This window comes from Nocardia barduliensis (genome assembly GCF_013315795.1).
GTDB lineage: Bacteria > Actinomycetota > Actinomycetes > Mycobacteriales > Mycobacteriaceae > Nocardia > Nocardia barduliensis.
This window is the reverse complement of record NZ_JABLTE010000047.1, coordinates 1-24,243: the sequence shown is the minus strand read 5'-3', so window position 1 is coordinate 24,243 and position 24,243 is coordinate 1. Positions and strand designations below refer to the sequence as shown.

Annotated in this window: 24 protein-coding genes; 15 read left to right on the top strand and 9 right to left on the bottom strand. The window is 69.7% G+C overall.

Features of this window, described 5'->3' with window-relative positions; all coding sequences use genetic code 11:
• Positions 1–236: 236 nt before the first annotated feature.
• Entirely contained in the window at positions 237–1,322 is a 1,086-nt protein-coding gene (locus tag HOV91_RS20890) for a glycoside hydrolase family 76 protein (protein WP_174187118.1), read from the top strand.
• Positions 1,323–1,328: 6 nt separating this feature from the next.
• On the opposite strand, the gene HOV91_RS20885 is transcribed toward HOV91_RS20890, so the two are convergent.
• Both HOV91_RS20885 and HOV91_RS20880 read right to left on the bottom strand, forming a co-directional pair.
• On the bottom strand, positions 1,329–2,027 hold the full coding sequence (locus tag HOV91_RS20885; RefSeq protein WP_174187089.1) for a DedA family protein: 699 nt from the start codon (positions 2,025–2,027) through the stop codon (positions 1,329–1,331).
• Between the two features lie 4 nt (positions 2,028–2,031).
• On the bottom strand, positions 2,032–2,694 hold the full coding sequence (locus HOV91_RS20880) for a DedA family protein (protein ID WP_246350494.1): 663 nt from the start codon (positions 2,692–2,694) through the stop codon (positions 2,032–2,034).
• A gap of 299 nt (positions 2,695–2,993) precedes the next feature.
• On the opposite strand from HOV91_RS20880, the gene fbaA reads away from it, so the two are divergent.
• Positions 2,994–4,028, top strand: a complete 1,035-nt coding sequence (gene fbaA / locus HOV91_RS20875; protein WP_174187087.1) for a class II fructose-bisphosphate aldolase — start codon at positions 2,994–2,996, stop codon at positions 4,026–4,028.
• Positions 4,029–4,059: 31 nt separating this feature from the next.
• Complete coding sequence (locus HOV91_RS20870) at positions 4,060–5,178, top strand: BTAD domain-containing putative transcriptional regulator (protein ID WP_174187086.1); 1,119 nt, start codon at positions 4,060–4,062, stop codon at positions 5,176–5,178.
• On the opposite strand, the gene HOV91_RS20865 is transcribed toward HOV91_RS20870, so the two are convergent.
• Entirely contained in the window at positions 5,175–5,498 is a 324-nt protein-coding gene (locus HOV91_RS20865) for an excalibur calcium-binding domain-containing protein (RefSeq protein ID WP_312884718.1), read from the bottom strand. The genes HOV91_RS20870 and HOV91_RS20865 overlap by 4 nt on opposite strands.
• A gap of 160 nt (positions 5,499–5,658) precedes the next feature.
• On the opposite strand from HOV91_RS20865, the gene HOV91_RS20860 reads away from it, so the two are divergent.
• Positions 5,659–7,125, top strand: a complete 1,467-nt coding sequence (locus HOV91_RS20860; RefSeq protein ID WP_174187084.1) for a glycoside hydrolase family 183 protein — start codon at positions 5,659–5,661, stop codon at positions 7,123–7,125.
• A gap of 10 nt (positions 7,126–7,135) precedes the next feature.
• On the opposite strand, the gene HOV91_RS20855 is transcribed toward HOV91_RS20860, so the two are convergent.
• On the bottom strand, positions 7,136–8,203 hold the full coding sequence (locus tag HOV91_RS20855) for a fused (3R)-hydroxyacyl-ACP dehydratase subunits HadA/HadB (RefSeq protein ID WP_174187083.1): 1,068 nt from the start codon (positions 8,201–8,203) through the stop codon (positions 7,136–7,138).
• A gap of 98 nt (positions 8,204–8,301) precedes the next feature.
• Positions 8,302–9,579, bottom strand: coding sequence for a nuclear transport factor 2 family protein (locus HOV91_RS20850; RefSeq protein WP_246350492.1), 1,278 nt, complete (start codon positions 9,577–9,579; stop codon positions 8,302–8,304).
• A gap of 133 nt (positions 9,580–9,712) precedes the next feature.
• Between HOV91_RS20850 and HOV91_RS20845 the strand changes: the two genes are divergently transcribed.
• From HOV91_RS20845 to HOV91_RS20815, 7 genes are all read left to right on the top strand, one after another.
• A complete protein-coding gene (locus HOV91_RS20845) occupies positions 9,713–10,225 on the top strand; it encodes a hypothetical protein (protein WP_174187082.1) in 513 nt (170 codons plus the stop codon).
• A gap of 33 nt (positions 10,226–10,258) precedes the next feature.
• A complete protein-coding gene (locus HOV91_RS20840; protein ID WP_174187081.1) occupies positions 10,259–10,903 on the top strand; it encodes a hypothetical protein in 645 nt (214 codons plus the stop codon).
• Between the two features lie 354 nt (positions 10,904–11,257).
• Positions 11,258–12,187 (top strand): ABC transporter ATP-binding protein, encoded by a 930-nt coding sequence (locus tag HOV91_RS20835; RefSeq protein WP_174187080.1) that lies wholly within the window; start codon positions 11,258–11,260, stop codon positions 12,185–12,187.
• A complete protein-coding gene (locus HOV91_RS20830; RefSeq protein ID WP_174187079.1) occupies positions 12,184–13,035 on the top strand; it encodes an ABC transporter permease in 852 nt (283 codons plus the stop codon). Before HOV91_RS20835 ends, HOV91_RS20830 begins: the two co-directional genes overlap by 4 nt.
• Positions 13,025–13,267 (top strand): helix-turn-helix transcriptional regulator, encoded by a 243-nt coding sequence (locus HOV91_RS20825; RefSeq protein ID WP_174187078.1) that lies wholly within the window; start codon positions 13,025–13,027, stop codon positions 13,265–13,267. The genes HOV91_RS20830 and HOV91_RS20825 overlap by 11 nt, the downstream gene beginning before the upstream one ends.
• A 91-nt stretch (positions 13,268–13,358) precedes the next feature.
• Positions 13,359–13,802 carry a DUF3151 domain-containing protein gene (locus HOV91_RS20820; RefSeq protein ID WP_174187077.1) on the top strand — a complete coding sequence of 148 codons (444 nt, stop codon included), beginning with the start codon at positions 13,359–13,361 and terminating at the stop codon, positions 13,800–13,802.
• 99 nt (positions 13,803–13,901) lie between these two features.
• Positions 13,902–15,005 (top strand): FUSC family protein, encoded by a 1,104-nt coding sequence (locus HOV91_RS20815; RefSeq protein WP_174187116.1) that lies wholly within the window; start codon positions 13,902–13,904, stop codon positions 15,003–15,005.
• Positions 15,006–15,318: 313 nt separating this feature from the next.
• Here HOV91_RS20815 and HOV91_RS20810 read toward each other — a convergent pair whose 3' ends face one another.
• Both HOV91_RS20810 and HOV91_RS20805 read right to left on the bottom strand, forming a co-directional pair.
• Positions 15,319–16,101, bottom strand: a complete 783-nt coding sequence (locus HOV91_RS20810; RefSeq protein WP_174187076.1) for a site-2 protease family protein — start codon at positions 16,099–16,101, stop codon at positions 15,319–15,321.
• Positions 16,098–16,757, bottom strand: coding sequence for a hypothetical protein (locus HOV91_RS20805; RefSeq protein ID WP_217440920.1), 660 nt, complete (start codon positions 16,755–16,757; stop codon positions 16,098–16,100). Before HOV91_RS20805 ends, HOV91_RS20810 begins: the two co-directional genes overlap by 4 nt.
• A gap of 280 nt (positions 16,758–17,037) precedes the next feature.
• On the opposite strand from HOV91_RS20805, the gene HOV91_RS20800 reads away from it, so the two are divergent.
• The 3 genes from HOV91_RS20800 to HOV91_RS20790 all read left to right on the top strand — a co-directional run bounded on the left by HOV91_RS20800 (position 17,038) and on the right by HOV91_RS20790 (position 21,319).
• Complete coding sequence (locus HOV91_RS20800) at positions 17,038–18,327, top strand: adenylosuccinate synthase (RefSeq protein ID WP_174187074.1); 1,290 nt, start codon at positions 17,038–17,040, stop codon at positions 18,325–18,327.
• Positions 18,328–18,443: 116 nt separating this feature from the next.
• The gene (locus HOV91_RS20795) at positions 18,444–21,050 is read left to right on the top strand and encodes a helix-turn-helix transcriptional regulator (RefSeq protein WP_174187073.1); all 2,607 of its coding nucleotides are present in this window, start codon (positions 18,444–18,446) and stop codon (positions 21,048–21,050) included.
• Positions 21,047–21,319, top strand: a complete 273-nt coding sequence (locus tag HOV91_RS20790; RefSeq protein WP_174187072.1) for a hypothetical protein — start codon at positions 21,047–21,049, stop codon at positions 21,317–21,319. The genes HOV91_RS20795 and HOV91_RS20790 overlap by 4 nt, the downstream gene beginning before the upstream one ends.
• Before the next feature lie 153 nt (positions 21,320–21,472).
• On the opposite strand, the gene HOV91_RS20785 is transcribed toward HOV91_RS20790, so the two are convergent.
• Together HOV91_RS20785 and HOV91_RS20780 are read right to left on the bottom strand one after the other, a co-directional pair.
• On the bottom strand, positions 21,473–22,024 hold the full coding sequence (locus HOV91_RS20785) for a methylated-DNA--[protein]-cysteine S-methyltransferase (RefSeq protein ID WP_312884720.1): 552 nt from the start codon (positions 22,022–22,024) through the stop codon (positions 21,473–21,475).
• A 130-nt stretch (positions 22,025–22,154) separates the two neighbouring features.
• Positions 22,155–22,385: a hypothetical protein gene (locus HOV91_RS20780; protein WP_174187070.1), complete on the bottom strand. Its 231-nt coding sequence runs from the start codon at positions 22,383–22,385 to the stop codon at positions 22,155–22,157.
• A 63-nt stretch (positions 22,386–22,448) separates the two neighbouring features.
• Between HOV91_RS20780 and yczR the strand changes: the two genes are divergently transcribed.
• Positions 22,449–23,954 carry a MocR-like transcription factor YczR gene (yczR, locus tag HOV91_RS20775; RefSeq protein WP_174187069.1) on the top strand — a complete coding sequence of 502 codons (1,506 nt, stop codon included), beginning with the start codon at positions 22,449–22,451 and terminating at the stop codon, positions 23,952–23,954.
• Positions 23,955–24,243: the final 289 nt, after the last annotated feature.

The following is a 24,243-nucleotide window of genomic DNA, read 5'->3' as shown; positions in this document are numbered from 1 at the left end:
TCTTCCTGTGCCGGAGCGCACCGGCACGATTTCACATCGCTTTCGTAACAAATCGGGCGCGTAAATCCGTTCTGGCCTGGCACCATTGACCTATGACCTCGCGGAGCGACGATATCGAGGTGCCGCGCGCGGAGCACGCCGAAAAGGGCTCCGCGGCACCGCGTCCGCCGGCCGGCCGCGCGTCGGCGGGCCGGGATGGCGTCGCGCCCGCGACGCTGTGGTCCGAACGAGCCGACATGGCCGAGTCGGCGGTCGTCTCGCGGCACCTGCGGGCGCTGTGGGCGCTGCCGGGCACGGAACTGGGCGTGGTCGGCTGGCCGGCCACCAGGCGCGAGCGGGTCTTCGGCTCCTGGCACTACTGGTGGCAGTCGCATCTCATCGATTGCGCGATCGACGCGGCGAACCGGGCGCCGACTCCGCAGCGCCGCAGGCGCATCGCCGCGCTGGCGCGCTCGCACCGCATCCGCAACATCACCGGCTGGACCAACCGGTACTACGACGACATGGCGTGGCTCGCCATCGCCCTGGAACGCGCCGAGCGCACCCAGGGCGCCGACGTGCGCAGCGCCTTGGCGGCGCTGGAGAAGGCACTGCACGACGGCTGGCAGCCGCAGGTCGGCGGCGGTCTGCCCTGGCGCATCGGCTCGGACTACTTCAACGCGCCCGCGAACGGTCCCGCCGCGATCGCGCTGCTGCGGCTCGGGCGGATCCAGCGCGCCCAGGAGATGGCGGACTGGTTGGACGCGACGCTGCGCGATCCGGAGACCGGTTTGATCCTGGACGGCATCCATCTGCCCTCCGGTGCGATCGAACGTCCCGTGTTCACCTACTGCCAGGGCGTGGTGCTCGCCTTGGAGACCGAACTGGCTGTGCAGACCGGCGAGCCCAGGCACACCGAACGCGTGCATCGGCTGCTGGCGGCCGTCGAGCAGCACATGACCACCGGCGGTGTCGTCAACGGCGGCGGTGGCGGCGACGGGGGCCTGTTCAACGGCATCCTGGCCCGCTATCTCGCCCTGGTTGCGGTGATGCTGCCCGGTGAGGACGCCGAACAGGTCGCCGACCGCAAGGCGGCCGCCGCGATCGTCCACGCGTCCGCCGCGGCTGCCTGGGCGAACCGGCTCCAGGTGGAGGGTGAGCCGCTGTTCGGCCACGACTGGAGCAAACCCGCGCAACTGCCCGGCGGCAGTGCGGGAGCCGGTCATTTCACCGCAGGCGGCTCGGTGGTCCCTTCGAAAGTGCCCGAACGCGATATGAGCGTGCAGTTGTCCGGCTGGCTGCTCATGGAGGCCGCCTTCCAGGTCAGCGCCGCAGGCCTGTGAGCTGGGTCAGCTCTCCGAGTCCAGCATCACGCTCGGGCTGGTCTCCAGCGTGAAGTCCTCGGCGGGCTGGGACATCTCCTGGCGGTAGTGCCGCACGCCGAGCGCCGTCCCGATGATCAGTCCCACCACCAGCGTGCCGATCACGATCGGCATCAGCCAGGGCACGCGCTGCAGGAAGCTGCCCGCGTAGTAGCCGATGAGCAACAGCACCGGCGCCCAGACGATCGCGCCGATGGTGCTGGCCACGGTGAACTTGCGGTGGTCCATCCGCGCGGCGCCCGCGACGGACGGGCACAGCGTACGCACCCAGGGAATCCAGCGGGCGATCAACACCGCGACGAATCCGTGCCGGTGCAGCAATTCCGCGACGCGCTGCAGGTTGCGGACGTTGATGTATCTGCCGTTCTTCCGCGCGACCAGGTGTTGCCCCGTGCGGTGCCCGATCACGTAGCCGACCTGGTTGCCCGCGATGGCCGCGACCATCGCGCCCAGCGACAGCGCCCACACGTGCGCCTCACCGGAGGCGTGCGACGCCATCACGATGCCCGCGGTGATGAGCATCGAGTCCCCGGGCAGGAACAACCCGAGGATCACGGCGCATTCGAGGAAGACGAAAGTCAGCACCACTGTCCAGACGAGCGCGGGGCCCGCCGACAGCAGAGGATCGAAACTGCCCAGGGCTAGGGGCGACGATTCGGTCCGCACCGGCTCAGCGGGTGGGCTCGCTGGTCGACACGGTCAGCTCGGCCTCGGCCGGCTCCTCGGCCGCCGGGCCGCCGCGCCGGCTCATCAGCTTCTTCGCCACCGCGCTGATGCCGGGCAGGATCGACACGAAGACGATGAGCAGGAAGATCGCCTCGACGTGGTCTCGGATGAACGCGACGTTGCCCAGGAAGTAGCCGAGCACCGTGACGCCGCCACCCCAGAGCAGCGCGCCGACGACGTCGAACGCGACGTACTTGCGGTAGTCCATCTTGGAGACGCCCGCCAGCACCGGCATGAAGGTGCGCACGATCGGCACGAACCGGGCCAGGATGATCGTTTTCGGCCCGTGCTTCTCGAAGAATTCGTGCGTCTCGGTGACGTAGTGCTTCTTGAAGAAGCGGGTGTCCTCTTTGTTGAACAGCGCGGGCCCGATGGCCCGTCCGATCCAGTAGGCGCACTGGTCGCCCGCGAAGGCGACCAACACGGTGGCGGGCACAAGCACCCAGATCGACACCGGCGGATTCGGCTGCGCGGCGAGCAGGCCGCCGGTGAAAAGCAGCGAGTCGCCGGGCAGGATGGGGAACAGCAGACCGGTTTCGATGAAGACGATCACCAAGATCGCCGGCAGCACCGCGTTCTTCAGCCACGTCTCCGTGAGCAGGTGCATCGGATCGAGCAACTCGGTAAGCGCGAGGTTGCTCGTCACCGATTCTGTCGCTGCCTGCAGAATCACGTGGCCTCCTGTCCCGATACGGCTGGCTTGCATTCGCTTGCCACCGCGTCGGAAGCTGCCAGCGCAAATTACCGGCCCCACAGTACCGGCTCCGCCGGAAAATGCTCGCGCTGTGCGCAAAATTACCGGTGGGTCACCTGTGCACGGCCTCCCTGCATACCAGGCGAAACACTGCTGCCTTAGGGTAAGGGCTGACAAAATAGGTCTTTGCCGCACAACACGGAGGTCTTACTGTGCCCATCGCGACTCCGGAGGTCTACGCCGAGATGCTCGGTCGGGCCAAAGCCAACTCCTTCGCCTTCCCGGCCATCAACTGCACGTCGTCGGAGACGATCAACGCGGCCATCAAGGGTTTCGCGGACGCGGGCAGCGACGGCATCATCCAGTTCTCCACCGGCGGCGCGGAATTCGGTTCCGGCCAGGGTGTGAAGGACATGGTCACCGGCGCGGTCGCGCTGGCCGAGTTCGCGCACGTGGTCGCGGCCAGGTACGACGTGACCATCGCGCTGCACACCGACCACTGCCCCAAGGACAAGCTGGACACCTTCGTCCGGCCGCTGCTGGCCATCTCCCAGGAGCGGGTCAACGCCGGGCAGAACCCGCTGTTCCAGTCGCACATGTGGGACGGCTCCGCGATCCCGATCGACGAGAACCTCGAGATCGCGAAGGAACTGCTCAAGGCCACGCACGCGGCGAACATCATTCTCGAGGTCGAGATCGGTGTCGTCGGCGGTGAAGAGGACGGCGTCGAAGCCGAGATAAACGAGAAGCTCTACACCTCGCCGGAGGACTTCGAGAAGACCATCGACGCGCTCGGCGCGGGCGAGAACGGCAAGTACCTGCTCGCGGCCACCTTCGGCAACGTGCACGGGGTGTACAAGCCGGGCAACGTCGTGCTCAAGCCCGAAGTGCTCGCCGAAGGCCAGCGCGTCGCCGCGGCCAAGCTCGGCCTCGCCGCCGACGCGCAGCCGTTCGACTTCGTCTTCCACGGCGGTTCCGGCTCGCTGAAGTCCGAGATCGAGGACGCGCTGCGCTTCGGCGTGGTCAAGATGAACGTCGACACCGACACCCAGTACGCGTTCACGCGGCCGGTCGCCGGGCACATGTTCGCCAGCTACGACGGCGTGCTGAAGATCGACGGCGAAGTGGGCAACAAGAAGGCCTACGACCCGCGCAGCTACCTGAAGAAGGCCGAGGCCTCGATGGCGGCGCGGGTGGTCGAGGCGTGCAACGACCTGCACTCCGCCGGACGCTCGATCAGCGCCTGACCCTGGTACACCCGTCAGGGGCTTGGTGCACATGAGTCTGGATGTGCGCGTGCTCGGGCCCGTTCGACTGCTCGTCGGTGGTGAACCGGTGGCCGTCGGCGGGCCCAAACCGCGAGCTCTGCTCGCCGCGCTCACGGTGAATCGGCGGCGTGCGGTGTCGTCGGCCGCGCTCGCCGACCTGGTGTGGAACGAGGAACCACCCGACTCCTATGCCGCGAGCCTGCAGGTCTTCGTCTCGAATATCCGCAAGGCGCTGCGCAATTCCGGGGTCGATCCGGCGACGGTGCTGCGCACCGAGTCCTCGGGCTATCGGCTGGAGATCGACGAGACCGCTTGCGACCTGGGACGTTTCGAGGCGGCCCGGGACGCGGGCACGCGCGCGGCGGAGGCGGGCGATCACGCAGGGGCGGCGCAGTTGTTCGGCTCCGCGCTGCGCGAGTGGAGCGGCCGGGCGCTGGCCGATCTGGCCGGTTTGCAATTCGCCGACGGCTTCGCCACCGCCATGGACGAGGAGCGGCTGCTGGCCGCCTCGGCCCGGATCGACGCCGAGATCGCCTGCGGGCGCGCGTCCTCCGTGATCGGCGAGCTGGTGGCGATGACCGCCGAGCACCCGCTGCGCGAACCGCTGTGGGGACAGTTGATCACCGCGCTGTATCTGTCCGGCCGCCAGGCGGACGCGCTGGAGGCATGCCGGAAGGTGCGCGGGGTGCTCGCCGACGAACTGGGCATCGACCCGGGACCGGCGCTGGTCGATCTGGAACAGCGCGTGCTGCGGCAGGAGCCGCTGAGCACGGTCGAACTCCGTCAGGTCGAGCGCTTGGCCGCGGCGATGACCGAGACGGTCACCGAGATGCCGCGCGCCGTGCGCAGCGGTCAGCTGCGCCTGCCGGACGGTCGTGCGGTGGCGATCGCCCAGGGCGGTCTGCGGATCGGCCGGATGACCGACAACGACCTGGTGCTGGACGATCCGCGGGCGAGCCGCTACCACGCGCACATCATGCCGAGCCGCGCCGGTCTGCTCATCAAGGATCTGCACTCGGCCAACGGCGTCTTCGTCAACGACGATCCGATCGACAGCGGCGCGCTGCTGGCCGACGGCGATCAGATCCGCATCGGCGCGACGATCCTGACCTTCCAGGCGCTGCGCTAGTCGCAGGCGATCCCGTTGCCGTCGCGATCCAGATGCGCGTTCCAGCCGGGCTGCCCGCGGTACAGCGGCCCGGCGCCCTCCGCGCGCACCTGGTCGCAATTGGTGTAGATCTTCCCCGACCGCTCAGCGGATTCCTCCGGCCGCTGGCTGTCGCCCTTGGGGCCGGATCGATTGTGCGGGATCGGATGGTCTTCGTGCGGTCCGGCGATCGCGGCGGCCGGGGACGCGGCGGACGCCGCCGACGGCCCGAGCGCGCTCGCCCCGGCCGCAAGCAGCGCAACCCCGAGCACGGGTACGACGCGGAGAACTGACTTGGTCACGCCTTCCATCCTGCTCCCGGATCGACAGGTGCGCCGCTGCGAAATTCCTCTTCGTCCAGCGTGTCGGACGGCCCGTGCCGCAAAGGCGAACGGGGTAGGGTCGTTCCGCTGGTTCGTGTCCGCAAGGTTCGTGTCCGCAACGGATTTCGAGGGGTTTGCTATGGCGCTGCGAATGCTGGCCGCCGTCGGTGCGGTCGTCGTCGGCGCGGGAATGCTGGTCTACGCCGATGGGCCTGCCGCCGCCGCGCCCGAAGCCGCCGACAGCCCTGCGGGAGTGGGCCCTTGCGCGACCGATCCGGTGGCGACCCACGAGCCGCTGGTGCCCAAGACGCTGGAGGTGCCGATTCCCTATCCGGTGGTCACCGTGCTCCCGCCGCAGCTGCCGGACCCAGCGCCGAAGCGCACTCGAATGGAGCTTCCGCCGGACCCGTGTGCCAATCCCTGCCCGGATCTCACCGATCTGCCCGGCGCGCCACCCGGCCTCGCCGCACAGCTGGGCATTCCGGAGATCCTTCTAAATCCCAAGCCTTTCCACTTCGCGATTCCCGGACCCGGTCCGGACCCTGGCCCGGTTCCACCGCCTCCCGCGCCGGTGCAGCCGCCGGTCGAACCCGCGGCGCAGTCGCCCGCCCGGCCCGCGCCGCGGTTGGGCCCCGCCCGCGAGGTGGCGAAGCTGACCGGCGCGAACTCGGTGAACCGCACCGACAAGCGGTGGCAGGTGGACGGCACCGACCTCGGCATCATGTGGGAGAGCGCGCCGGGCGAGATCGCGACCGCGTTCGGTGACACCGTCGGGCGCGGCTTCCATCCACCGGGCGGCATGGGCCTGGATTGGCGCAGCAACGTGCTCGCCTTCAGTACCGACCGCGACCTCGCCGACGGAGTGACCTTCGACCGCATGGTCACCGACGACCGCTGCCACGCCGCCGAGGTGCTCTCCAGTCGCAAACTCGACAACGTCGAGGTCACCACCATCCCCACCTCGGGTTTCGCGATCGGCGAGCGACAGTATCTGAGCTACATGTCGATCCGGACCTGGAACAGCCTCCCCGGCACGTTCTTCACGAATTACGGCGGCATCGCCTATTCCGACGACCACGGCGAGACCTGGACGAAGGACCCGCACGCCCGCTGGGACAACATCTTCGGCCTGGCGAATTTCCAGGTGAGCGCGATGGTCCCGCACGGCGGCTACGTGTACATGTTCGGCACGCCCAATACCCGGCTCGGCGCGGTCGGCCTGGCCAGGGTGGCCCAGGACCAGCTGCTCAACACCACCGCCTACCAGTACTGGCGCGACGGCGCGTGGACCCCGGTCGGTGGATTCTCCTCGGCCACGCCGATCGTGGACGGTCCCGCCGGTGAACTGTCCGTACGCTACGACGCCGCCCGGAACGTCTGGCAGATGAGCTACCTGGACACGACGAAGGCCGCCATCGTCGTCCGTGAGTCGGACACACCGCAGGGCGTGTGGTCGCAGAGCACGCCGACGGTGTCCGTGCTGAGCTATCCGGAGCTCTACGGCGGGTTCATCCACCCATGGTCATCGGGATCGGACTTCTACTTCACCATGTCGACCTGGAGTGACTACAACGTCTACCTGATGCACTCGGTCTTCACCGAGTGATCCGGTCGCGCTAGCGGAGCCGGACCTCGGCCACGGCACGACCGAACAGCTTGCGCCCCTCGGCGGAGCCGCCGAGCAGGATGGTCGCGGTACGCGTCGCCGAGTCCAGCGACTTGATCTTGCCGGTGAATTCCACCGTGCTCGCCGCGTCGGCGGCGACCGGGACGAAACCGGAGAACCGCACGCTGAACTTCCGGATGGCGGTCGGATCGCCCAGCCAGTCGGTGAGGTAGCCGCCGCCCAGACCCATGGTCAGCATGCCGTGCGCGACCACCGTCGGCAGTCCGGCCAGCTGGGCGGCGTGGTCGCTGAAGTGGATCGGGTTGGCGTCGCCCGACACGCCCGCGTAGTTCGCGAGGTCGCCGCGCGTCAGCCGGAAGGCGCCGACGGGCAGTTGGTCGCCCGGGGCGAGCTCGTCGAACGCGGGCACCGTGCGCACCGGCGTGATCTCGTGCCCGTCCGGCTCGATCAGCGGGCTGACGCCGAGCGCCACCAGCGCGTCGCTCCTGGCGAGATCGGCGCTCGCCGCGGTCGAGTCCACCGGACGCCCGTGCATCATGATGTTTTCGACCACGTCGTTCAGGCCCGCGTCGACCTCGACGCCGCGGCGCGCGACGATCGTGGTCGACCCGACGATGGCGACCTCGCCGTGCTGATTGCTCAGCGCGAAGCGCACCACGATGAAGTCGTTGTCGCCGAACCGGCGGATCGACTCGATGACGATCTCGCTGCGCACCCGGTCACCGGCCAGGATCGGCCGGTAGATCTCGAAGACCTGGTCGGTCTGCAGGAACTGGGACAGGTCGTACTCGGTGAGCACCGAGTCGAGCAGCGCCCTGGTCGCGGTCATCCCGATCACCGAGGCGAAGGTCGGCGGCGCGATGATCCCGGGATGACCGAGCGCGCGTGCGTCGCCCTCGCGCTGGTGCGCCGCGTGGTGGTTCTGCACCGCGCGGGCGAACTCCCGGACTTTTTCCCGGCCGACTTCGTAGTGGTCGCGCACCCGGAATCGCTGTCCGGTTCGCGTCACCGGAACGAGATCGACATCCGGCCGCGCCATCGTCTGCTCCCTGCTCATGATCCGGGCCATGCTACTGCCGAGTCGGACCATTGACCATATCTATGTGACGCGCGCGACCGGCATCGATGCTTTTCGGCTATCACGCCGCGGGGCGTTTACTGGGTGCTGGAGGGCGGGTCGCAGACCTTCCATCCGTCGTCGGTGCGCTGCAGGTCGAAGGTGCGTGCGGACCGCTTCGCCGGGTCGGCCTCGGTGTAGACCGTGGCCTGCGCGATGGCCGTGTCGTCGGTGATCCGGATCGCGTCGATGCTGTCCACCACCGGGATGTTCTTGCGCTCGACCGACAGCTTGTGCACGCCGGCGAACTGATCGCTCGGGATGCCCTGATAGAAGTCGTGCAGCGGGCCACAGGTGGAGGAGCGCAGCGCGTCCAGATCGCCGGTCCGGAGTGCGTCGGTGTAGCTGGTGATCGCGGTGCGCACCTGCGTCTCGGGGGAGTCCTCCCCCGACATCGTGACGAGCGCCACGATCACCGCGACGAGCGCGATCACCAGCGCGCCCGCGGCTCCGGCCACGATCAGCTTGCGGTTGGACCCGCCGGGGCCGGTGGCCGAGGCCCCGGCGCCAGGTTGCGGCGCCGGGGCGATCCGCTGTGGCGGTGCGACGGGCCGGGTCTGCGGCGCGCGCGGACCGGCCATCGATTGCGCGGGCACGGTCTGCTGGACGTCCGCGGGGGACGGCGCGGTAGCCACCGGACGCGGTCGGCCCGGCCCGCGCGGTGGCGAGGGGCGGGTCTCCTCGACTCCCGGACCGTGCGGCGGCGCCGAGGGACCGTGCGGTCCGGGCTGCTTCGGCCCGGAGGCGGGGCGCGGCGTGCTCGGCGGCTTCGTCACCGGCACCGGTCCCGCCGGTGACGCGACCACGCGATCGGTTCCCGGCCTGCCGCCGTCGGCGGGGCGCTGGATGGGCAGCGCCACGGTCTTCGCGTCGTCCGGGTCGACCACCCGCATCGCCATCGTCACGTCATCCGAACCGGGCGGGTTCTGTTCGTCGCCCGGTTCGGACTTGTCGGCCGTCGGCGTGCCCGGGCCCGCCGGTGGCTGCGGCCTGCGCATCACGACGGTCGCGGATTCTCCGCCTGCCTGGGCCGGGCCGCCCGGCGGGATCGCCGCGGTCTCGGCATCGGCGGTGCCGGGCGCGTTCTTGCCGCTCGCGGCGGTCTCGGGCGTGGCGCCGGGTGTCCCTTCCGCGGGCTTCGAATCGGTCTTCGAGACCGCTGCGGCACCGGCTGCGGCCGCCTGTCCTGCTCCCGGTCCGGACTCGGGCGCTGCCTGGCCTTCGGAGGGCTGGTTCGGTTGCGCTGCCGCGTCTTTTGCCTGGGGACCGCCGCCGGAGGGTGCGCTCGGCGCGGAATTCTGACTGGTGCCGGGCATCTGATCCCGCTTGATCACCACGGTGCGCGCTGCGGCCGACCCGTCCGGCGGTGTGGTCTCGCCGGTTTTCGGCTGCTTCTGCTGATCGGCGGCCGTCTTCGCATCGGCGGCCTGCGGCCGGCCCGCTTCGGAAGTGCCCGCGCCAGAACGCGCCGGTTCGCCGCCGGCGTTGCCCGGCGCAGGGTTCGCGGTGCCGTGCCGGGCCGGGGCGGAGGGTGTGGCGTCCTTGCTGGTAGGCGCGTTCGGAGCGGCTGGGCCGGGGCGTGCCGGTTCGCCGCCGACGTTCCTCGGCGCGGGGTTCGCCGTGCCAGGACCGGCCGGGCCGGAAGATGCGGGGCCTCTGCTGCCGGGCGCGTTCGGAGCGGCTGCGCTGGAGCGTGCCGGTTCGCCGCCGGCGTTGCCTGGCGTGGGGTTCGTGGTGCCGTGCCGGGCCGGGGCGGAGGGTGTGGTGCCCTTGCCGGTGGGTGCGTTCGGAGCGGCTGGGCCGGAAGGCGTCGGCGCGTTCGGACTGCTGGCGGGCGGGGCGACAGGGGATTTCCCGGCCGGTCGGGTCGCCGGGGCAGAGCCGGGCGCCGGGGGTGTCGGTTCACCGGTGCCGCCCGGCGCCGAGCCGGGTGCGCTGCCCGCGGGCGTGTTCGAGGACTGAGACGTTCCGCCTCCGGCCGGGCTCGGGGCAGATGTGCCCTTGGCGCTCGCGCCACCGGGTGCGCCTGAGGTCCGGGCCGCCGGGGAATTCGTTGGGGCGGGCTGGTTCGTGGAGTTCGTCCGGTTGTCCGGGGTTGCGGGCTTCGCGCCGCTGGGCGCACCGGGCGGCGAGGGTTGCTGGGCCGAGCCCGCGCCCCGCACCGGCGAAGCGCCGGAATTCGTCCCGGCGGCTGTTGGTGCGTCCGTCCTGCCCGCGGGACTGTTGGCCGGGTTCGCGCCCGCCGTGTTCGACGTCGCCTGGTTCGGGCCCTTCGACGAGGCCGGGCCGGGTGCTTGTTTCGGCTCTCCGGCGCGCGCCGCACCAGCGGCCGGGCTGCCGGGCGCCTGCTCGGGCTCGTCGCCTCGCGGCGCGCGAGTGCCCGGGTTCGGGTTCGCCGCCGAAGGGCTTGCGCCCGAGGCGGATTTGCCGTCGTCTCCGGCCGGCGTCGCGCCCGGCTGTGCTTTCGCGATGCGCTCGGTGGGTGCGGCCGAGGAAACCGGGGAGCCCTTGCCCGCGGTCGGAATGCGTTGGGTGGCGGCGTCAGGGCGTGCGTCGGCCCCGGCGGTGCCGGCCGGTCCGGCGCTCTCCCGCGCCGGGTTCTTCTCGTCGTTCGGGTCGGACACGCACACCCCTCGCTAAGGCGGAACTGTTGAACTCGACGGCCAGCCTAATGGGCGCGGCCCGGCGAAGTCCGCCATCAGGCCACGCCGAGTCGAACGAACGTCGAGCCGGCCCCTCGACGGTCCATATCCGTACCGAACTCGGTGCTCACCTGCACCGCCCAGAACGAAAAGCAATCCGCCATAAGCGGGGTTCGAGGCGGGGGATTCGCGTCTGCATCCACGTCCAGCGGGGCAGCCACACGGCGGGCCGGAACCGAACGGAAGAGGAGTGCTCGCGCCGGGGATCGGTAAGCGACTCCAGTAAAGCATTGTCACCGCAAAATGTAGTACATATACTATCGACAATCGAAGGTTGATGATGGGAGGGTTCATGACTTCGAGTGACAGGGTGGTTCTCGATGTCGAGGGCTTGCGGATGCGGTACGACCCCGCGGATGTGCTGCGGGATGTGCGATTCCAGGCGCGGCAGGGGGAGGTGTTGGTAATGCTCGGCCCCAACGGGGCGGGCAAGACCACCACGCTCGAGATCCTGGAGGGGTTCCGTAAGCGTTCGGGGGGCCGGGTCACGGTCTTGGGAGTCGACCCCGAGCACGGGGACGAACAATGGCGCGCGCGAATCGGGGTGGTGTTGCAGTCTTGGCGTGACCACGCCAAGTGGCGAGTGCGTGAGCTGCTCGGGCATCTCGGCGCGTTGTATCGCCCGTACCGCGCCGATGCGGAACGGCGTCCCTGGGGCAGCGACGAACTCATCGAACTGGTCGGATTGACCGAGCAGGCCGGCGCCAGGATCGCGACGTTGTCCGGTGGGCAGCGCCGCAGGCTGGACGTGGCGATCGGCATCCTCGGGCGGCCGGAACTGCTGTTCATGGACGAACCCACCGCGGGTTTCGATCCCGCGGCGCGGCGCGACTTCCACGATCTCGTGCACCGCCTGGCCGATCTGGAGGACACGACGGTGCTGATGACGACCCACGACCTCGACGAGGCGGAGAAACTGGCCGACCGGATCCTGATCCTGGCGGGCGGGCGCGTCATCGCCGACGGGTCGGCGGCGGAGTTGTCCCGCACGGTCGCGGGCGAGGCCGAGGTGCGCTGGACCGTGGACGATCAGCGCTTCGTGCACACCACCACCGAGTCGACGAAGTTCGTCCACGAGCTGTTCACCCAGCACGGCGACGGCGTCGGCGAGTTGGAGGTGCGCCGCGCCTCACTGGAAGAGGTCTACATGACCCTGGTCCGTCGCCACGAATCCGGCGAGTTGGCGACCGCGGTCCACACTCTCGCGGAGGTCACCCGATGAATCCCATCGCCATCCCGTTCCGCGTCGGCTTGGCTCGCGGGCGAATCGAGCTCAGGCAGCTGTTCACCACCGGCCCCGACCTGATCGGCCAGTTCCTCACCCCGGCCATCGCGCTGGGGGTGCTGTATCTGCTGCGCAACCGTGACTACGCGGGCAGCGATTCCTCGATCGCCGAACTCGCGCTGCCCGGCCTGATCGGTAGCATCATCGCGTTCAACGGGCTGTTCGGAATCACCAACGTGCTGGTGCTCGACCGCGAGGACGGCACTCTGCTGCGCGCCAAAACCGCGCCCAACGGCATGATCAGCTACTTCGTCGGCAAGATCGTGGCCAGCGCTGGATCGGTGTGCGTGCAAGTGGCCGTGGTGCTCGCGGCAGGCATGGTGATCATCGGCGGCTCCTCGTTCGACGGAGCGGGCGCATGGGCGCGCTTCGCCTGGGTCGTGCTGCTGGGTCTGCTGGCCACGCTGCCCATCGGGGCGATCCTGGGCAGCGTTCTGGAGGGCCCCCGCGCCACCTTCTTGCTGACCATGCCGATGATGGGCCTGGTCGCGATATCCGGCGTCTTCTATCCCGTCACCGCTCTGCCCGGCTGGCTGCAAGGCCTGGCCCAAGTGTTCCCGATGTACTGGGCCGGGCTCGGCATGCGCTCGGCGTTGCTGCCCGAGGAAGCGGTCGCCATCGAGATCGACCAGTCCTGGCGGCACCTCGAGACCGCCGCGGTGCTGGGCATATGGGCCTCGGCCGGGCTGCTGGTCGCGCCGGTGGTGTTGCGGCGCATGGCACGACACGAATCCGGGTCGAGTATGCAAGCGCGGCGGGACAAGGCGATGCAGCGTGCCTTCTGAGGTCATCTACAACCGCATCGCGATGCTGCGCGCCGAGCGCGGCATCTCGCGGCGCGATCTGGCTCAGGCGCTCGGGGTGCACTACCAGACGGTGGGTTACCTCGAACGCGGCGAATACAGTCCCAGCCTGCACCTGGCGCTGCGCATCGCCGCCTACTTCGAGGTCGCGGTCGAGGTCGTGTTCTCCACCGAACCCTTCCCCCGGCTGGGGTCGAACGCGGGCACCGCCTAACAAGTCGACGGCCGGACGGGGTCATCGGACCCGAGCGAAGGCCGGGCAGCCGCCTGCGGGGAGCATCGGCCTGCGGTGCACAATGAACCGCATGACCTCGTTCGGTGACCTGCTCGGACCGCAACCGGTACTGCTACCCGAAATCTCCGACGCCGAGGACGCGCTGCTCGACAACGCCGATCCGGTGCGGGTCGCTGCCGATCACCCCGCCGCCTCCATCGCCTGGGCGCACCTCGCCGAGGCGGCGCTGGCCCGGGGCGAGGCCGAGGACGAGGCGGTCAACCACGACATCGTCGCGGCGTACGCGTTCGCCCGCACCGGCTATCACCGCGGCCTCGACCTCCTGCGCCGCAACGGCTGGAAGGGCTTCGGGCCGGTGCCGTGGAGTCACGAGCCGAATCGGGGCTTCCTGCGCAGCGTCGGCGCGCTGGCTCGCGCGGCGAAGCTGATCGGCGAGACCGACGAGTACGCACGCTGCCTGGACCTGCTGGAAGACTGCGACCCGCGGGCGGCCGCGGAGCTCGGCCTCGACTGAGTCGTAGTGATCGGAGCACCGCGTAGCGATTCCGGTGGCGGCCGGTCGGCGGGTGCGCTCGGCCCGGATTCCCGCGTCGGTACCGCCCGCGCGAGCAGTATGGCGAGGTTGCGCGCCTCGTGGGCGCGGCTGCGCCGGTCGGTCCTGCCGATCATCCAGTGCTCGGTCGGCGCCGCGCTGGCCTGGTTCCTGGCCCACCACGTGCTCGGCCACGCGCTGCCGTTCTTCGCCCCGACGGCCGCCGTGGTGTCCATCGGCATCTCCTTCGGCGCTCGGCTGCGGCGTTCGGTGGAACTGGTGGTCGGCGTCGCGGTCGGCATCGGCATCGGCGACCTGTTCATCTCAAGGGCGGGCACCGGCGTGTGGCAGATCGCGCTGGTGGTCGCGGTCGCCATGGCCGCGGCGGTGTTCCTGGACGGCGGTTCGATCATCACCATGCAGGCGGCGGGTTCGGCCGTGCTGGTCGCGACCTTGCTGCCACCCTCGGTGGGCGGCGGCCTGTCCCGCATGATCGACGCCCTGGTCGGCGGCCTGGTCGGCGTGGTGGTGGTCGCCGCGATACCCCTGCATCCCGTGCGCAGGGCGCGCACGCTGGCCGCGGACATCCTCGGCGTGATGGGCAAGTCGATCAGCGAATGCGCCGATGGGCTGCTCGAACAGGATCCGGAGAAGTTGCACAGGGCGCTCACCGCGATGCGCGCCACGCAGCCGCAGATCGACTCGTTGCGCGCCACCCTCGAGGGCGGCCGCGAGATCAGCCGGATCTCGCCGCTGTACTGGAACTCCCGTTCCCGCCTCGACCGCATCAGGGCAACGGCGGACCCGCTGGACAACGCCATTCGCAACACCCGGGTCCTGTTGCGCCGCTCGCTGACTCTGGTGCGCGACGACGAAATCCTCGACCCCGGCCTGATCGATGAGGTGGAGCGCCTCGGCCAGGCCGTCGACGTGGTGCGCCGGATGATGCTGACCGACCCGGGCGAGCAGCCCGACCGGGCCGAGGCCGCCCGCGTACTGCGCTCGGTCGCGAAGGGCGCGCGCCCCGAACTGGTAGCGGGCGCGGGGCTTTCGGCGCACGTCGTCTTCGCGCAGGTGCGTTCGACGCTGGTAGACCTGATGCAGGTGTGTGGCGTGCAGCGTATCTCGGCGATTGCCCTGCTGCCGCCGACGGTCAAGAATCCGTACGTGCGGCCGGAGGCCTGACCCCGGACTACTCAGCGGTAATCGGACATTCCTGTCCGGCACCGTGTTCCGCGCCGGGCACGCCACGCGGGAAAGTTGATCTTCAAGTAGTGCGCTACTCGTGTCGCGCGCGTCGGCCCGCCGTAGTTTTGCGATGTGACCGCGAGTCCGAGGGGTATCGCGGTCGATCGCTTCGCACGTGGACGAAAGGGCTCTCCGGCCAAGGGGTGTGGCGGCCGGAGGGTGGGGCGGATCGGAAGCGGGCGAAGAAGCGGAGCCGCCCGGTCGACCCGACCGGGCGGCTTCGCGCCTCGCCGCGGCCGGAGACCGGTGATCAGGTCCAGAATCGCGTCAGATAGCCGCCGTAGCGCGACCAATTCGACGGCACGCCGGACAGTTCGAACAGCGCGTACACCGCGTCGAAGAACACCTCGTTGATCGCGGGCGTGAACAGCAACGCGAACAGGATCAACATGCCGAACGGCTTGAACTGGTCGAGCGAGCGCCTGGTCTGATAGCTCAGCGAGGGCTCCACGATGCCGTAACCATCCAGTCCCGGCAGCGGGATCAGGTTCAGCAGCGTCGCCGTGATCTGCAGGAAGGCGAGGAAACTCACGCCGAACCAGAATGCGGGGTGGTGCTCGGCGCTGCCCCAGATCCGGACGACCACCAACAGCAGCACCGCGCACAGGGCGTTGACCGCGGGCCCGGCGCCGCTGATGATCCGCTGCGTGCGCGGCGCGACATTGTGGGTGTGCACGTAGACCGCGCCGCCCGGCAAACCGATGCCGCCGAGCGCGATGAACACCATCGGCAACACGATCGACAGCAGGGGATGGCTGTACTTCAACGGGTTCAGTGTCAGGTAGCCGCGCAACTCGACCTCGCGATCGCCCGCGCGCCACGCCATGTACGCGTGCGCGAACTCGTGCAGGCACAGCGAAACGACCCAGCCGAACACCACGAAGACGAACACCCCGGCCTTGGCTCTGGTCGAGTCCAGCGGGGCGTCCCAGGCCAGCGCGCCGCCGACCACGGTCAGGGCGATCACGAGCAGGAAAACCGGGCTCGGCCGGACCGCGCGCGCTCCGCGGTGGATCGGGAAGGGAGAGCTCATCGCACCAGCAGCCATGGTTCGTGGTGGCGGTAGAAAGTCGAGCGCGGCACCGGGCGATCGGCGCGGACGCCGTCCCTGGTGACGATCGCGCCGGGCGTCCCGAGTTGCGCCGCTCGTCCCTCCACCCAGCGCCGTTTGCGGAAGCCCTTTCGCACGGTCGCCCGCACACCGGGCGGTTCGAGGCACGGCGAGATGTGCATGGCCGGCACGAGCCCGGAGAACAGCAGCGTGTCGTCGACGTAGGCTTCGCCCTCCAGTTTCTCGCCGCCGAGGCCCGTGATCACCGCTCGGCCCGCGAGCACCTTGCCGGTGTCGTCGCGAACCAGTGGCGTCTCGACAGCGCGGCCTTCGATGGCGCGCTTGGCGGCGGCATTGCCGGTGCCGGTCTGGTAGGCACGCGAACCATAGGTCCGCTCGACCGGCACGTAGCCGATCTCCACGTGCAGGCGCTCGGTGCGCATCAGGTGGGTGAGCACCGCGGCCAGCGCGGCGTCCTCGCCCAGCACGATCAATCGCGGCAGGCTGTCGGCGGCCAGCACGGGAAGTAGTTCATCGATCACGGCGGGATCGGGGACGGCGGCCGTCTGGGTGGTCGGCAGTGCCGCGAGCGCGATGGGTACGGGGGCGCCGTCGCAGCGGAGAACATGGGTACTCAAGCTGCCGTACACCCTCCTCGGTTCGAGCCGACACCGTCGGGCCCCTCGCCATCGCGGGCGGACCCGCTGCGGCCCACCCGTGCACGCCGCGCTGCCGCTGGGCGTGCCGTGCAACCATAGCCCTGCCCGGCCGTGACCACACGGTTGTCGAGCCTACGACGAGATCCGCCGCGATGCCGCCGCGGACGGGTCGGCTAGACTGTGCTTCCGGCCACCGCCTCAGTACGGCAGGTAGCTGCAACACATCAGTGTTGCCTGTCGAACCGTAGGAGACACGACCATGCCGGCAATCGTCCTCATCGGCGCCCAGTGGGGTGACGAGGGAAAGGGCAAAGCAACCGACCTGCTCGGCGGCCGGGTGCAATGGGTGGTCCGTTACCAAGGCGGCAACAACGCCGGTCACACCGTGGTGTTGCCGAACGGTGACAACTTCGCGTTGCACCTGATTCCCTCCGGCATCCTCACACCCGGCGTGACGAATGTCATCGGCAACGGCGTCGTTGTGGATCCCGGCGTGCTGCTCGACGAACTCGCGGGTCTGGAAGAGCGCGGCGTCGACACCTCCGGCCTGCTGCTCTCGGCCGACGCGCACCTGATCATGCCGTACCACGTGGCCATCGATAAGGTCACCGAACGCTTCCTCGGCAACAAGAAGATCGGCACCACCGGCCGCGGCATCGGGCCGTGCTACCAGGACAAGGTCGCCCGCGTCGGCGTGCGCGTCGCGGACGTGCTGGACGAGAAGATCCTCACCCAGAAGGTCGAGGCGGCGCTGGAGTTCAAGAACCAGGTGCTGGTCAAGATCTACAACCGGCGCGCCCTGGATCCGCAGCAGGTGGTCGACGAGGTACTCAACCAAGCCGACAGCTTCAAACACCGGATCGCCGACACCCGGCTGAAGCTGAATCTGGCGCTCGAGCGCGGCGAGACGGTGCTGCTGGAGGGCTCCCAAGGCACGCTGCTGGACGTCGACCACGGCACCTATCCGTACGTCACGTCATCGAACCCCACGTCGGGCGGCGCGGCGGTGGGCGCGGGCATCGGGCCGAACCGGATCAACACGGTGCTCGGCATCCTGAAGTGCTACACCACCCGGGTCGGTTCCGGCCCCTTCCCGACCGAGTTGTTCGACGAGTTCGGCGCGTACCTGGCCAAGACCGGCGGCGAGGTCGGCGTCACCACCGGCCGCGCCCGCCGCTGCGGCTGGTTCGACGCGGTGATCGCGCGCTACGCCACCCGGGTCAACGGCATCACCGACTACTTCCTCACCAAACTGGACGTTCTATCCAGTCTGGATACGGTGCCGATCTGCGTGGCCTACGAGGTCGATGGCGAGCGGGTCGAGCAGATGCCGACCACACAGACCGAATTTCATCACGCGAAGCCGATTTTCGAGCAGATGCCCGGTTGGTGGGAGGACATCTCCGGCGCGCGCACCTTCGAGGAACTGCCCGCCAACGCCCAGGCGTACGTGTTGCGTTTGGAGGAACTGTCCGGAGCCCGCATTTCGTGCATCGGCGTGGGTCCTGGCCGGGATCAGACCATCGTCCGGCACGACGTGCTCGGCTAGAACCTGTTCGAATTCCGCGCGGTCCAGCGGAAATTCGGCACGTTGACCACAAATTAGCCACATCGATCGTGCTCGCTCGGCTTCGATCATGATCGCTGAAGAACTACAGTTAGAGCATGGCTCGGAACTGGCCGATGATCGAGCGCGAAAGCGAATTCGAGGCGATCCGCGCGGCACTGACCGGTCCGGAGCACGTCGGTGTGGTGCTGACCGGCGACGCCGGGGTGGGAAAAACCACGTTGGCCAGGCACGCCACCTCCGCGATCGGTGGCAATGTGCGGTGGGTCGCGGGCACCGAGTCGGCGCGCAGCATCCCGCTGGGGGTCTTCGCGCACATGGTCGGCGTCTACACGGCGCACGATCCGGTCACGTTCATGTCGGCGGCGCGGGAGGCGTTGCTCGCCGACGGCGACACGGTGATCGGCGTGGACGACGCGCATCTGCTCGATCAGCTCTCCGCCACGTTGTTGCTACAGCTGGCCATCGACAAGGCCGCGCACATCGTGGTGACCGTCCGCAGTGGAGTCCCGGTGCCGGACGCCGTCACCTCACTGTGGAAAGACGGCCATCTGATGCGCATCGACCTGCGCCCGTTCACCCAGCGTCAGAGCGTGGAGCTGGTGGAGTCGATGCTCGGCGGGCAGCTGGAAGGGTTCACCGCCAATCTGATGTGGGAGTCCTCGGCTGGAAACGCGCTGTTTCTCCGGCATTTGGTCGAAGGAGCGCTGGAAGCGGGCACGCTGCGTCAGGTCAACGGCGTGTGGCAGCTGCGCGGGCGCGCCGCGGTGACCTCGGAGCTGGCCGCGCTGTTGGAGGACCGGGTCGAGCAGCTGCCCGAGCCGGTGCTGCGGGTGCTGGAACTGCTGACCTTCTGTGAGCCGATCGATCTCGACGTCCTGGCCGAATTGGCGGGCGAGGACGCGGTGGAGGCCGCCGAGACGCGCGGTGTGATCCGGGTCGTGGAGAATTCGCAAGAGCTGACGGTGCGCTACAACCACCCGCTGTTCGGCGAGGTGATCCGCCGTCGACTCGGCATCGCCTCGGCCCGGCGGCTGCGCGGCAGGCTGTATTCGTCGCTGAAGGAACGCCGGATCAATTCCGCGGCCGACCGCATCCGGCTGGCCGAATTGGCCTTGGACAGTGACAAATCCGCGGATCTGGAATTGTTCGAGGCGGCCGCGGCCGACGCGATCGGATTGGCCAATCTGCCGTTGGGCGAGCGCTTCGCGCGGGCCGCGGTGGAGCGGCGCGGCGGCGTGGAATCCGCGGACCTGCTGGCGCGTGCCCTGCTCTGGCAGGGGCACCGGATCGAGGCCGAGCGCACCCTGGCCAGCTTCGACCCCGACCAGCTCGACGAGGTCCAGTTGGCGCGCTGGGGCAGTACCCGGGTGGCGAACCTGCTGTGGGCGATGGGCGATGCCGACCGCGCCGACGAGGTACTGCAGTTGGTGCGCGCGAAGGTGCGGCATCCGAAGATCGCGGCCATCTTCACCGGTCTGGCCTCCGCGAGCCTGGTGAACGAGAACCGGGTCGAAGAGGCGATCGCCGAGGCGGAAACGGTGATCTCCGCCGACGGCGCACCGCCGTGGGCGGTGTGGTGGGCGTCGTTCGGCGGTGGGCTGGCGCTGGCGCTGATGGGCAAGGGCGAGGCGGCCCGGCGGTACGCGGCCCGCGGGCACGAGGTGGAGGAGCACATCGATGGGCTCAACCGCTTCATGTCCACGCATGCCGAGGTGCTCGCCCTGACCTTCACCGGCGATCTGGAGGCCGCACGGCGGCGCGCGGGGGCGTTCGTCGGCTACTCCTCGCCGGGGCAGTACCTGGCCTGGGGCATGTCCAAGATCTTGCAGGGCACCGTCGACGTGGCACAGGGCCGGTTCGTCGACGGCATCGAGAATCTGGAACAGGCGCTGGCCGCATTGGCCGCCGAGGGCGCGGCGGCCTGGATGTTCCCCGCGAGAATCCGCCTGGCGGAGGCGTATTCGGCGCTCGGGCGCCCCGGCGAGGCGGCCGAGTCGATCGCGCACGCCACCGCGCGGGGCGGCAGGCACAGCGCCGTGTACGAGCCGCAGCTGGAGGTCGCCCGCGCCTGGCTGGCCGCCGCCGAGGGCACCGTGACCCCGGCCATCCGGATCGCGGTGAACGCGGCCGACGCGGCGGCGCGTTCGCATCAGCACGCGATCGAGGCCTTCGCGCTGCACACCGCGGCCCGCTTCGGCGATCATTCCGTGTCCGGACGGCTGGCCGAGCTGGCCACCCGGGTGGATGGGCAACTGGTGCAGGCGCAGGCACGGCACGCGGTGGCGCTCGCGGCCCATGACGGACCCGGGCTCGACGCGGCCGCAGCCGAATTCGAGCGCATCGGCGTGCTGCTGTCGGCCGCCGACGCCGCGGCGCAGGCCGCATCGGCACACGAGCGAGCCGGCGATCGGCGCAGGCTGCTGGAGTCCGCGGCGGCGGCCAACCGGCTCGCCGCCGCGTGCGGCGGAGCGAGCACCCCGGCGCTGCGGCAGGCCGCGCAGCCCTTGCCCTTGACCGCCCGGGAACGCGAGATCGCGAACCTCGTCGCCGCCGGCCTGTCCAACCGGCAGATCGCCGACCGGCTCACCGTCTCCGTGCGCACCGTCGAGGGCCATCTCTACCGGGCCTGCATCAAGATGGACGTCACCGATCGGGAGTCGCTCGGAGCACTGATGCGCGGGGAGACCGGGAGCGGAGGATGACCTCGCGAGCGATCGCGGTGGCGGGTGCGCTGGCAGCCGGATTGGTCCTGGCCGCCGGATGCTCGGACGGGCAGCCGCAACCGGTCACCAGCTCGGCCACGGTGGCGCCGCGAACCGAGACGCCGCAGGAGCGCAACGAGCGGATCAGACAGAAGCTGATCGAACTCGGCTGCACGACCAACGCCTGCATCCAAACGTACTTCGGCTGCGCCGACGGGTACATCACCGGAGACGCCTGCGAGTTCTTCCGCGCGCACCCGGTGTTGTAACTCCCCGCGGTTCATGTGCTCGGTGGCTCGGACGAACTCACTCCGTCGTCGCCTGCGCGGCGGCCACTGGCACGCGAGCCGGACCGAACGGCACACGATCGGGCTCGCCGCACTCGAAGCCGGATCGAGCGGTGCGATCGCCGCCGGAAGTGCTCAGAACAGCGTGGGCTCGCCGAATCCGGATGTGCGCTCGATGGTCAGCAGTCGTTGCTTGGTGTCGATGCCGCCGGGAGCGGAGAAGCCGTGCAGTGCGTGGTCGGCGGCGAGGACACGGTGGCAGGGGATGATCAGCGGGATCGGGTTGCGGCCAAGGGCTTGGCCGACCGCCTGGGCGGCACCTGGTGCGCCGACGCGGTCGGCGACTTGCCCGTAGCTGAGAGTGCGGCCGGGATCGATGGCTCGGGTGACCGCGTAGACGGCGCGGTGGAACTCGGGGATTCCGCTGAGGTCGACGGGGATCCAACGCAGGTCGTCGAGCTCGCCCGCGAGGTGGGCGCGGATGCCAGCGATGGCCTCGGCGATGACGGCGGTGGGTGCTTCCTCGTGGATTTCCTCCCCGGCGCGCGGGCGGGTGATGCGGGCGCGGGCGGCCGCCGGGCTCGCTTCCGGGAGTTGGAAACGGATCACCCCCGCCGCACGCCATGCGATGGCGCAGCAGCCGATCGCGGTGTCGAACAGCGCCGCCGCGCCGCGGCCCGAGGTCACGGTCTCCGGGACGGGACCGGCGGCCGTGGCCGCCGGAAATTCGGCCGCGGCGGCGAGACGAGTGGCGTCGGGCATGAGCCAAGTCTGCACCGGGGGACCGACAAGTTCGAAACAATCAGTCCAGTTATTCCTAACTGGCCTTTTTGTTGCCGTCCCGGTCCGGTATGTCGCCACGGCCGTGGATCGCGGCGAGATCGGGGTATCGCCGCTGGTGGTCGTAGTACGAGAGGGTTTGGTCGGACATCGGCGTGCCCGGGTGGAAGCGCTCGAGTCGGAAGGCGCGCTCATCGCGTCTCGGCGTGTAGTGCCAGATCAGGAAGCCGAACAGGGCGACGAGGAGCAGGGTGGCGAGGGCGGTCATGTCCGTCAGCGTGCGCCCCACTGGCCTTGCCAAGGAATATCCAATCGGCCAATACTGGACCGCATGGCGACGAGAGTGATCGGCGCGGGCAGTTTGGCTCGCGATCTGGGCCGCTGGCGGCACGCGGACGACGGTGAGCCGGACGCGGCCGGGCGGCGGTCCGCCCGCCCGGCGTACCTGGCGCTCGCCGAGGGCATCCGGCTGCTGATCCACGACGGTCGCGCACCGCTGGGCGTCGCGTTGCCCAGCGAACGCGATCTCGCCGCCACCCTCGGCGTCAGCCGCACCACCATCACCTCCACCTACGCGCTGCTGCGCGAGCACGGCTACCTGATCAGCCGCCAGGGCTCGCGCAGCACGGTGGCCCTGCCCCGGGACGTGCAGCACGACGGCGTCAAGCCGGCCAGGAGCATCCTGGCGATGATGGCCTCGCCCGAATTGCCCACCATCGACATGACCTATGCCGCGATGGCCGCTCCGCTGGAGATGCAGGACGCGTATTCCGCTGCTCTGGAAGGGATTCCGGCATACCTCGGCACCCACGGCATGGACCCGGTGGGCGTGCTCGCGCTACGGGAGGCGATCGCCCGCCGCTACACCGCGCGCGGCCTGCCGACCGAGCCCGACCAGATCCTGGTCACCCTCGGCGCCCAGCACGGCCTGCGTCTGCTGCTGAACGTGCTCACCGCGCCCGCCGCCCGCGTGCTCATCGACCATCCGACCTATCCGAACGCCATCGAGGCGATTCGCGACGTCGGCGCCCGGCCGGTGCCGGTGCCGCTGCGCCCGGAGGACCCGGCGGGCGGCTGGGACCTCGACGGAATCCGCAGCGCCGCCCGCCAGACCGCGGCCAGCCTGGCCTACCTGGTGCCGGACTACAACAACCCGACCGGCCTGCTGCTCGACGCCGACGGCCGCGCCGAACTGGCCGCGATCGCCAGGGACACCAGGATGACCATCGTGATCGACGAGTCCATGGCGGATCTGGGGTTGAGCGGGGACATCGCACCGCCGCCGGTCGCGGCCTTCGCCAAGGGCTCCGAGATAGTCACCATCGGCTCGGCTTCGAAATCGTTCTGGGGCGGTTTGCGCGTCGGCTGGATCCGGACCAACCAGGCGCTGATCACCAAGCTGCTCGGCATCCGCTCGACGGTCGACCTCGGTACCCCCGTGATGGACCAGCTGGCCACCGTGCACCTGCTCGAGCACGCGGAGGTCATTCTCGACCGCAGGCGCGACCAGTTGCGTTCGCAGCGTGCCGCTCTGCTCGACACGCTCGCCGAGGAATTGCCGGACTGGCGCGTCACCGTCGGCGCGGGCGGTATGTCGGTGTGGGCGCAGCTGCCGACCTCGGTCTCCACGGCGCTGGCCGCCACGGCCCCCAATCACGGCGTATTGCTCGCGGCCGGGCCTCGATTCGGCGTCCAAGGCGCGTTCGAACGGTTCTTGCGGCTGCCGTTCACCCATCGGGAACCGGAATTGCGATTGGCGGTCAAGGCGATTGCCTCCGCTTACGCGGCGCTGACGCCTCGCGCAGCGGACCCGTTGACGCCGTTGACCTGCTACTGAGGGATTCTCGCCGCCGGGCTCATGGGAGAGCCTCCGCCGGCGGCACTTCCCCTCCGAGCGCCGCCGGGCACGATTGGCCGGCCACCCCTCGGGGCTGGCCCTCGTCGTGCGCGGGCGGCGTGCGGAAAGCTCGCACGGCGCCGAGGCCTCCAGCTCGAGCGGCGGTCAAGGAGCGGACCGGGCGAGATCCACTGTTCTCGAAGGCCGCCAGCTCGCGGACAGTATGGCAGGTGCGGTGCCTAACTGTCGAACCGGTTGGTTTGTTGCAACTTTCAACCAGCAGGCGGGG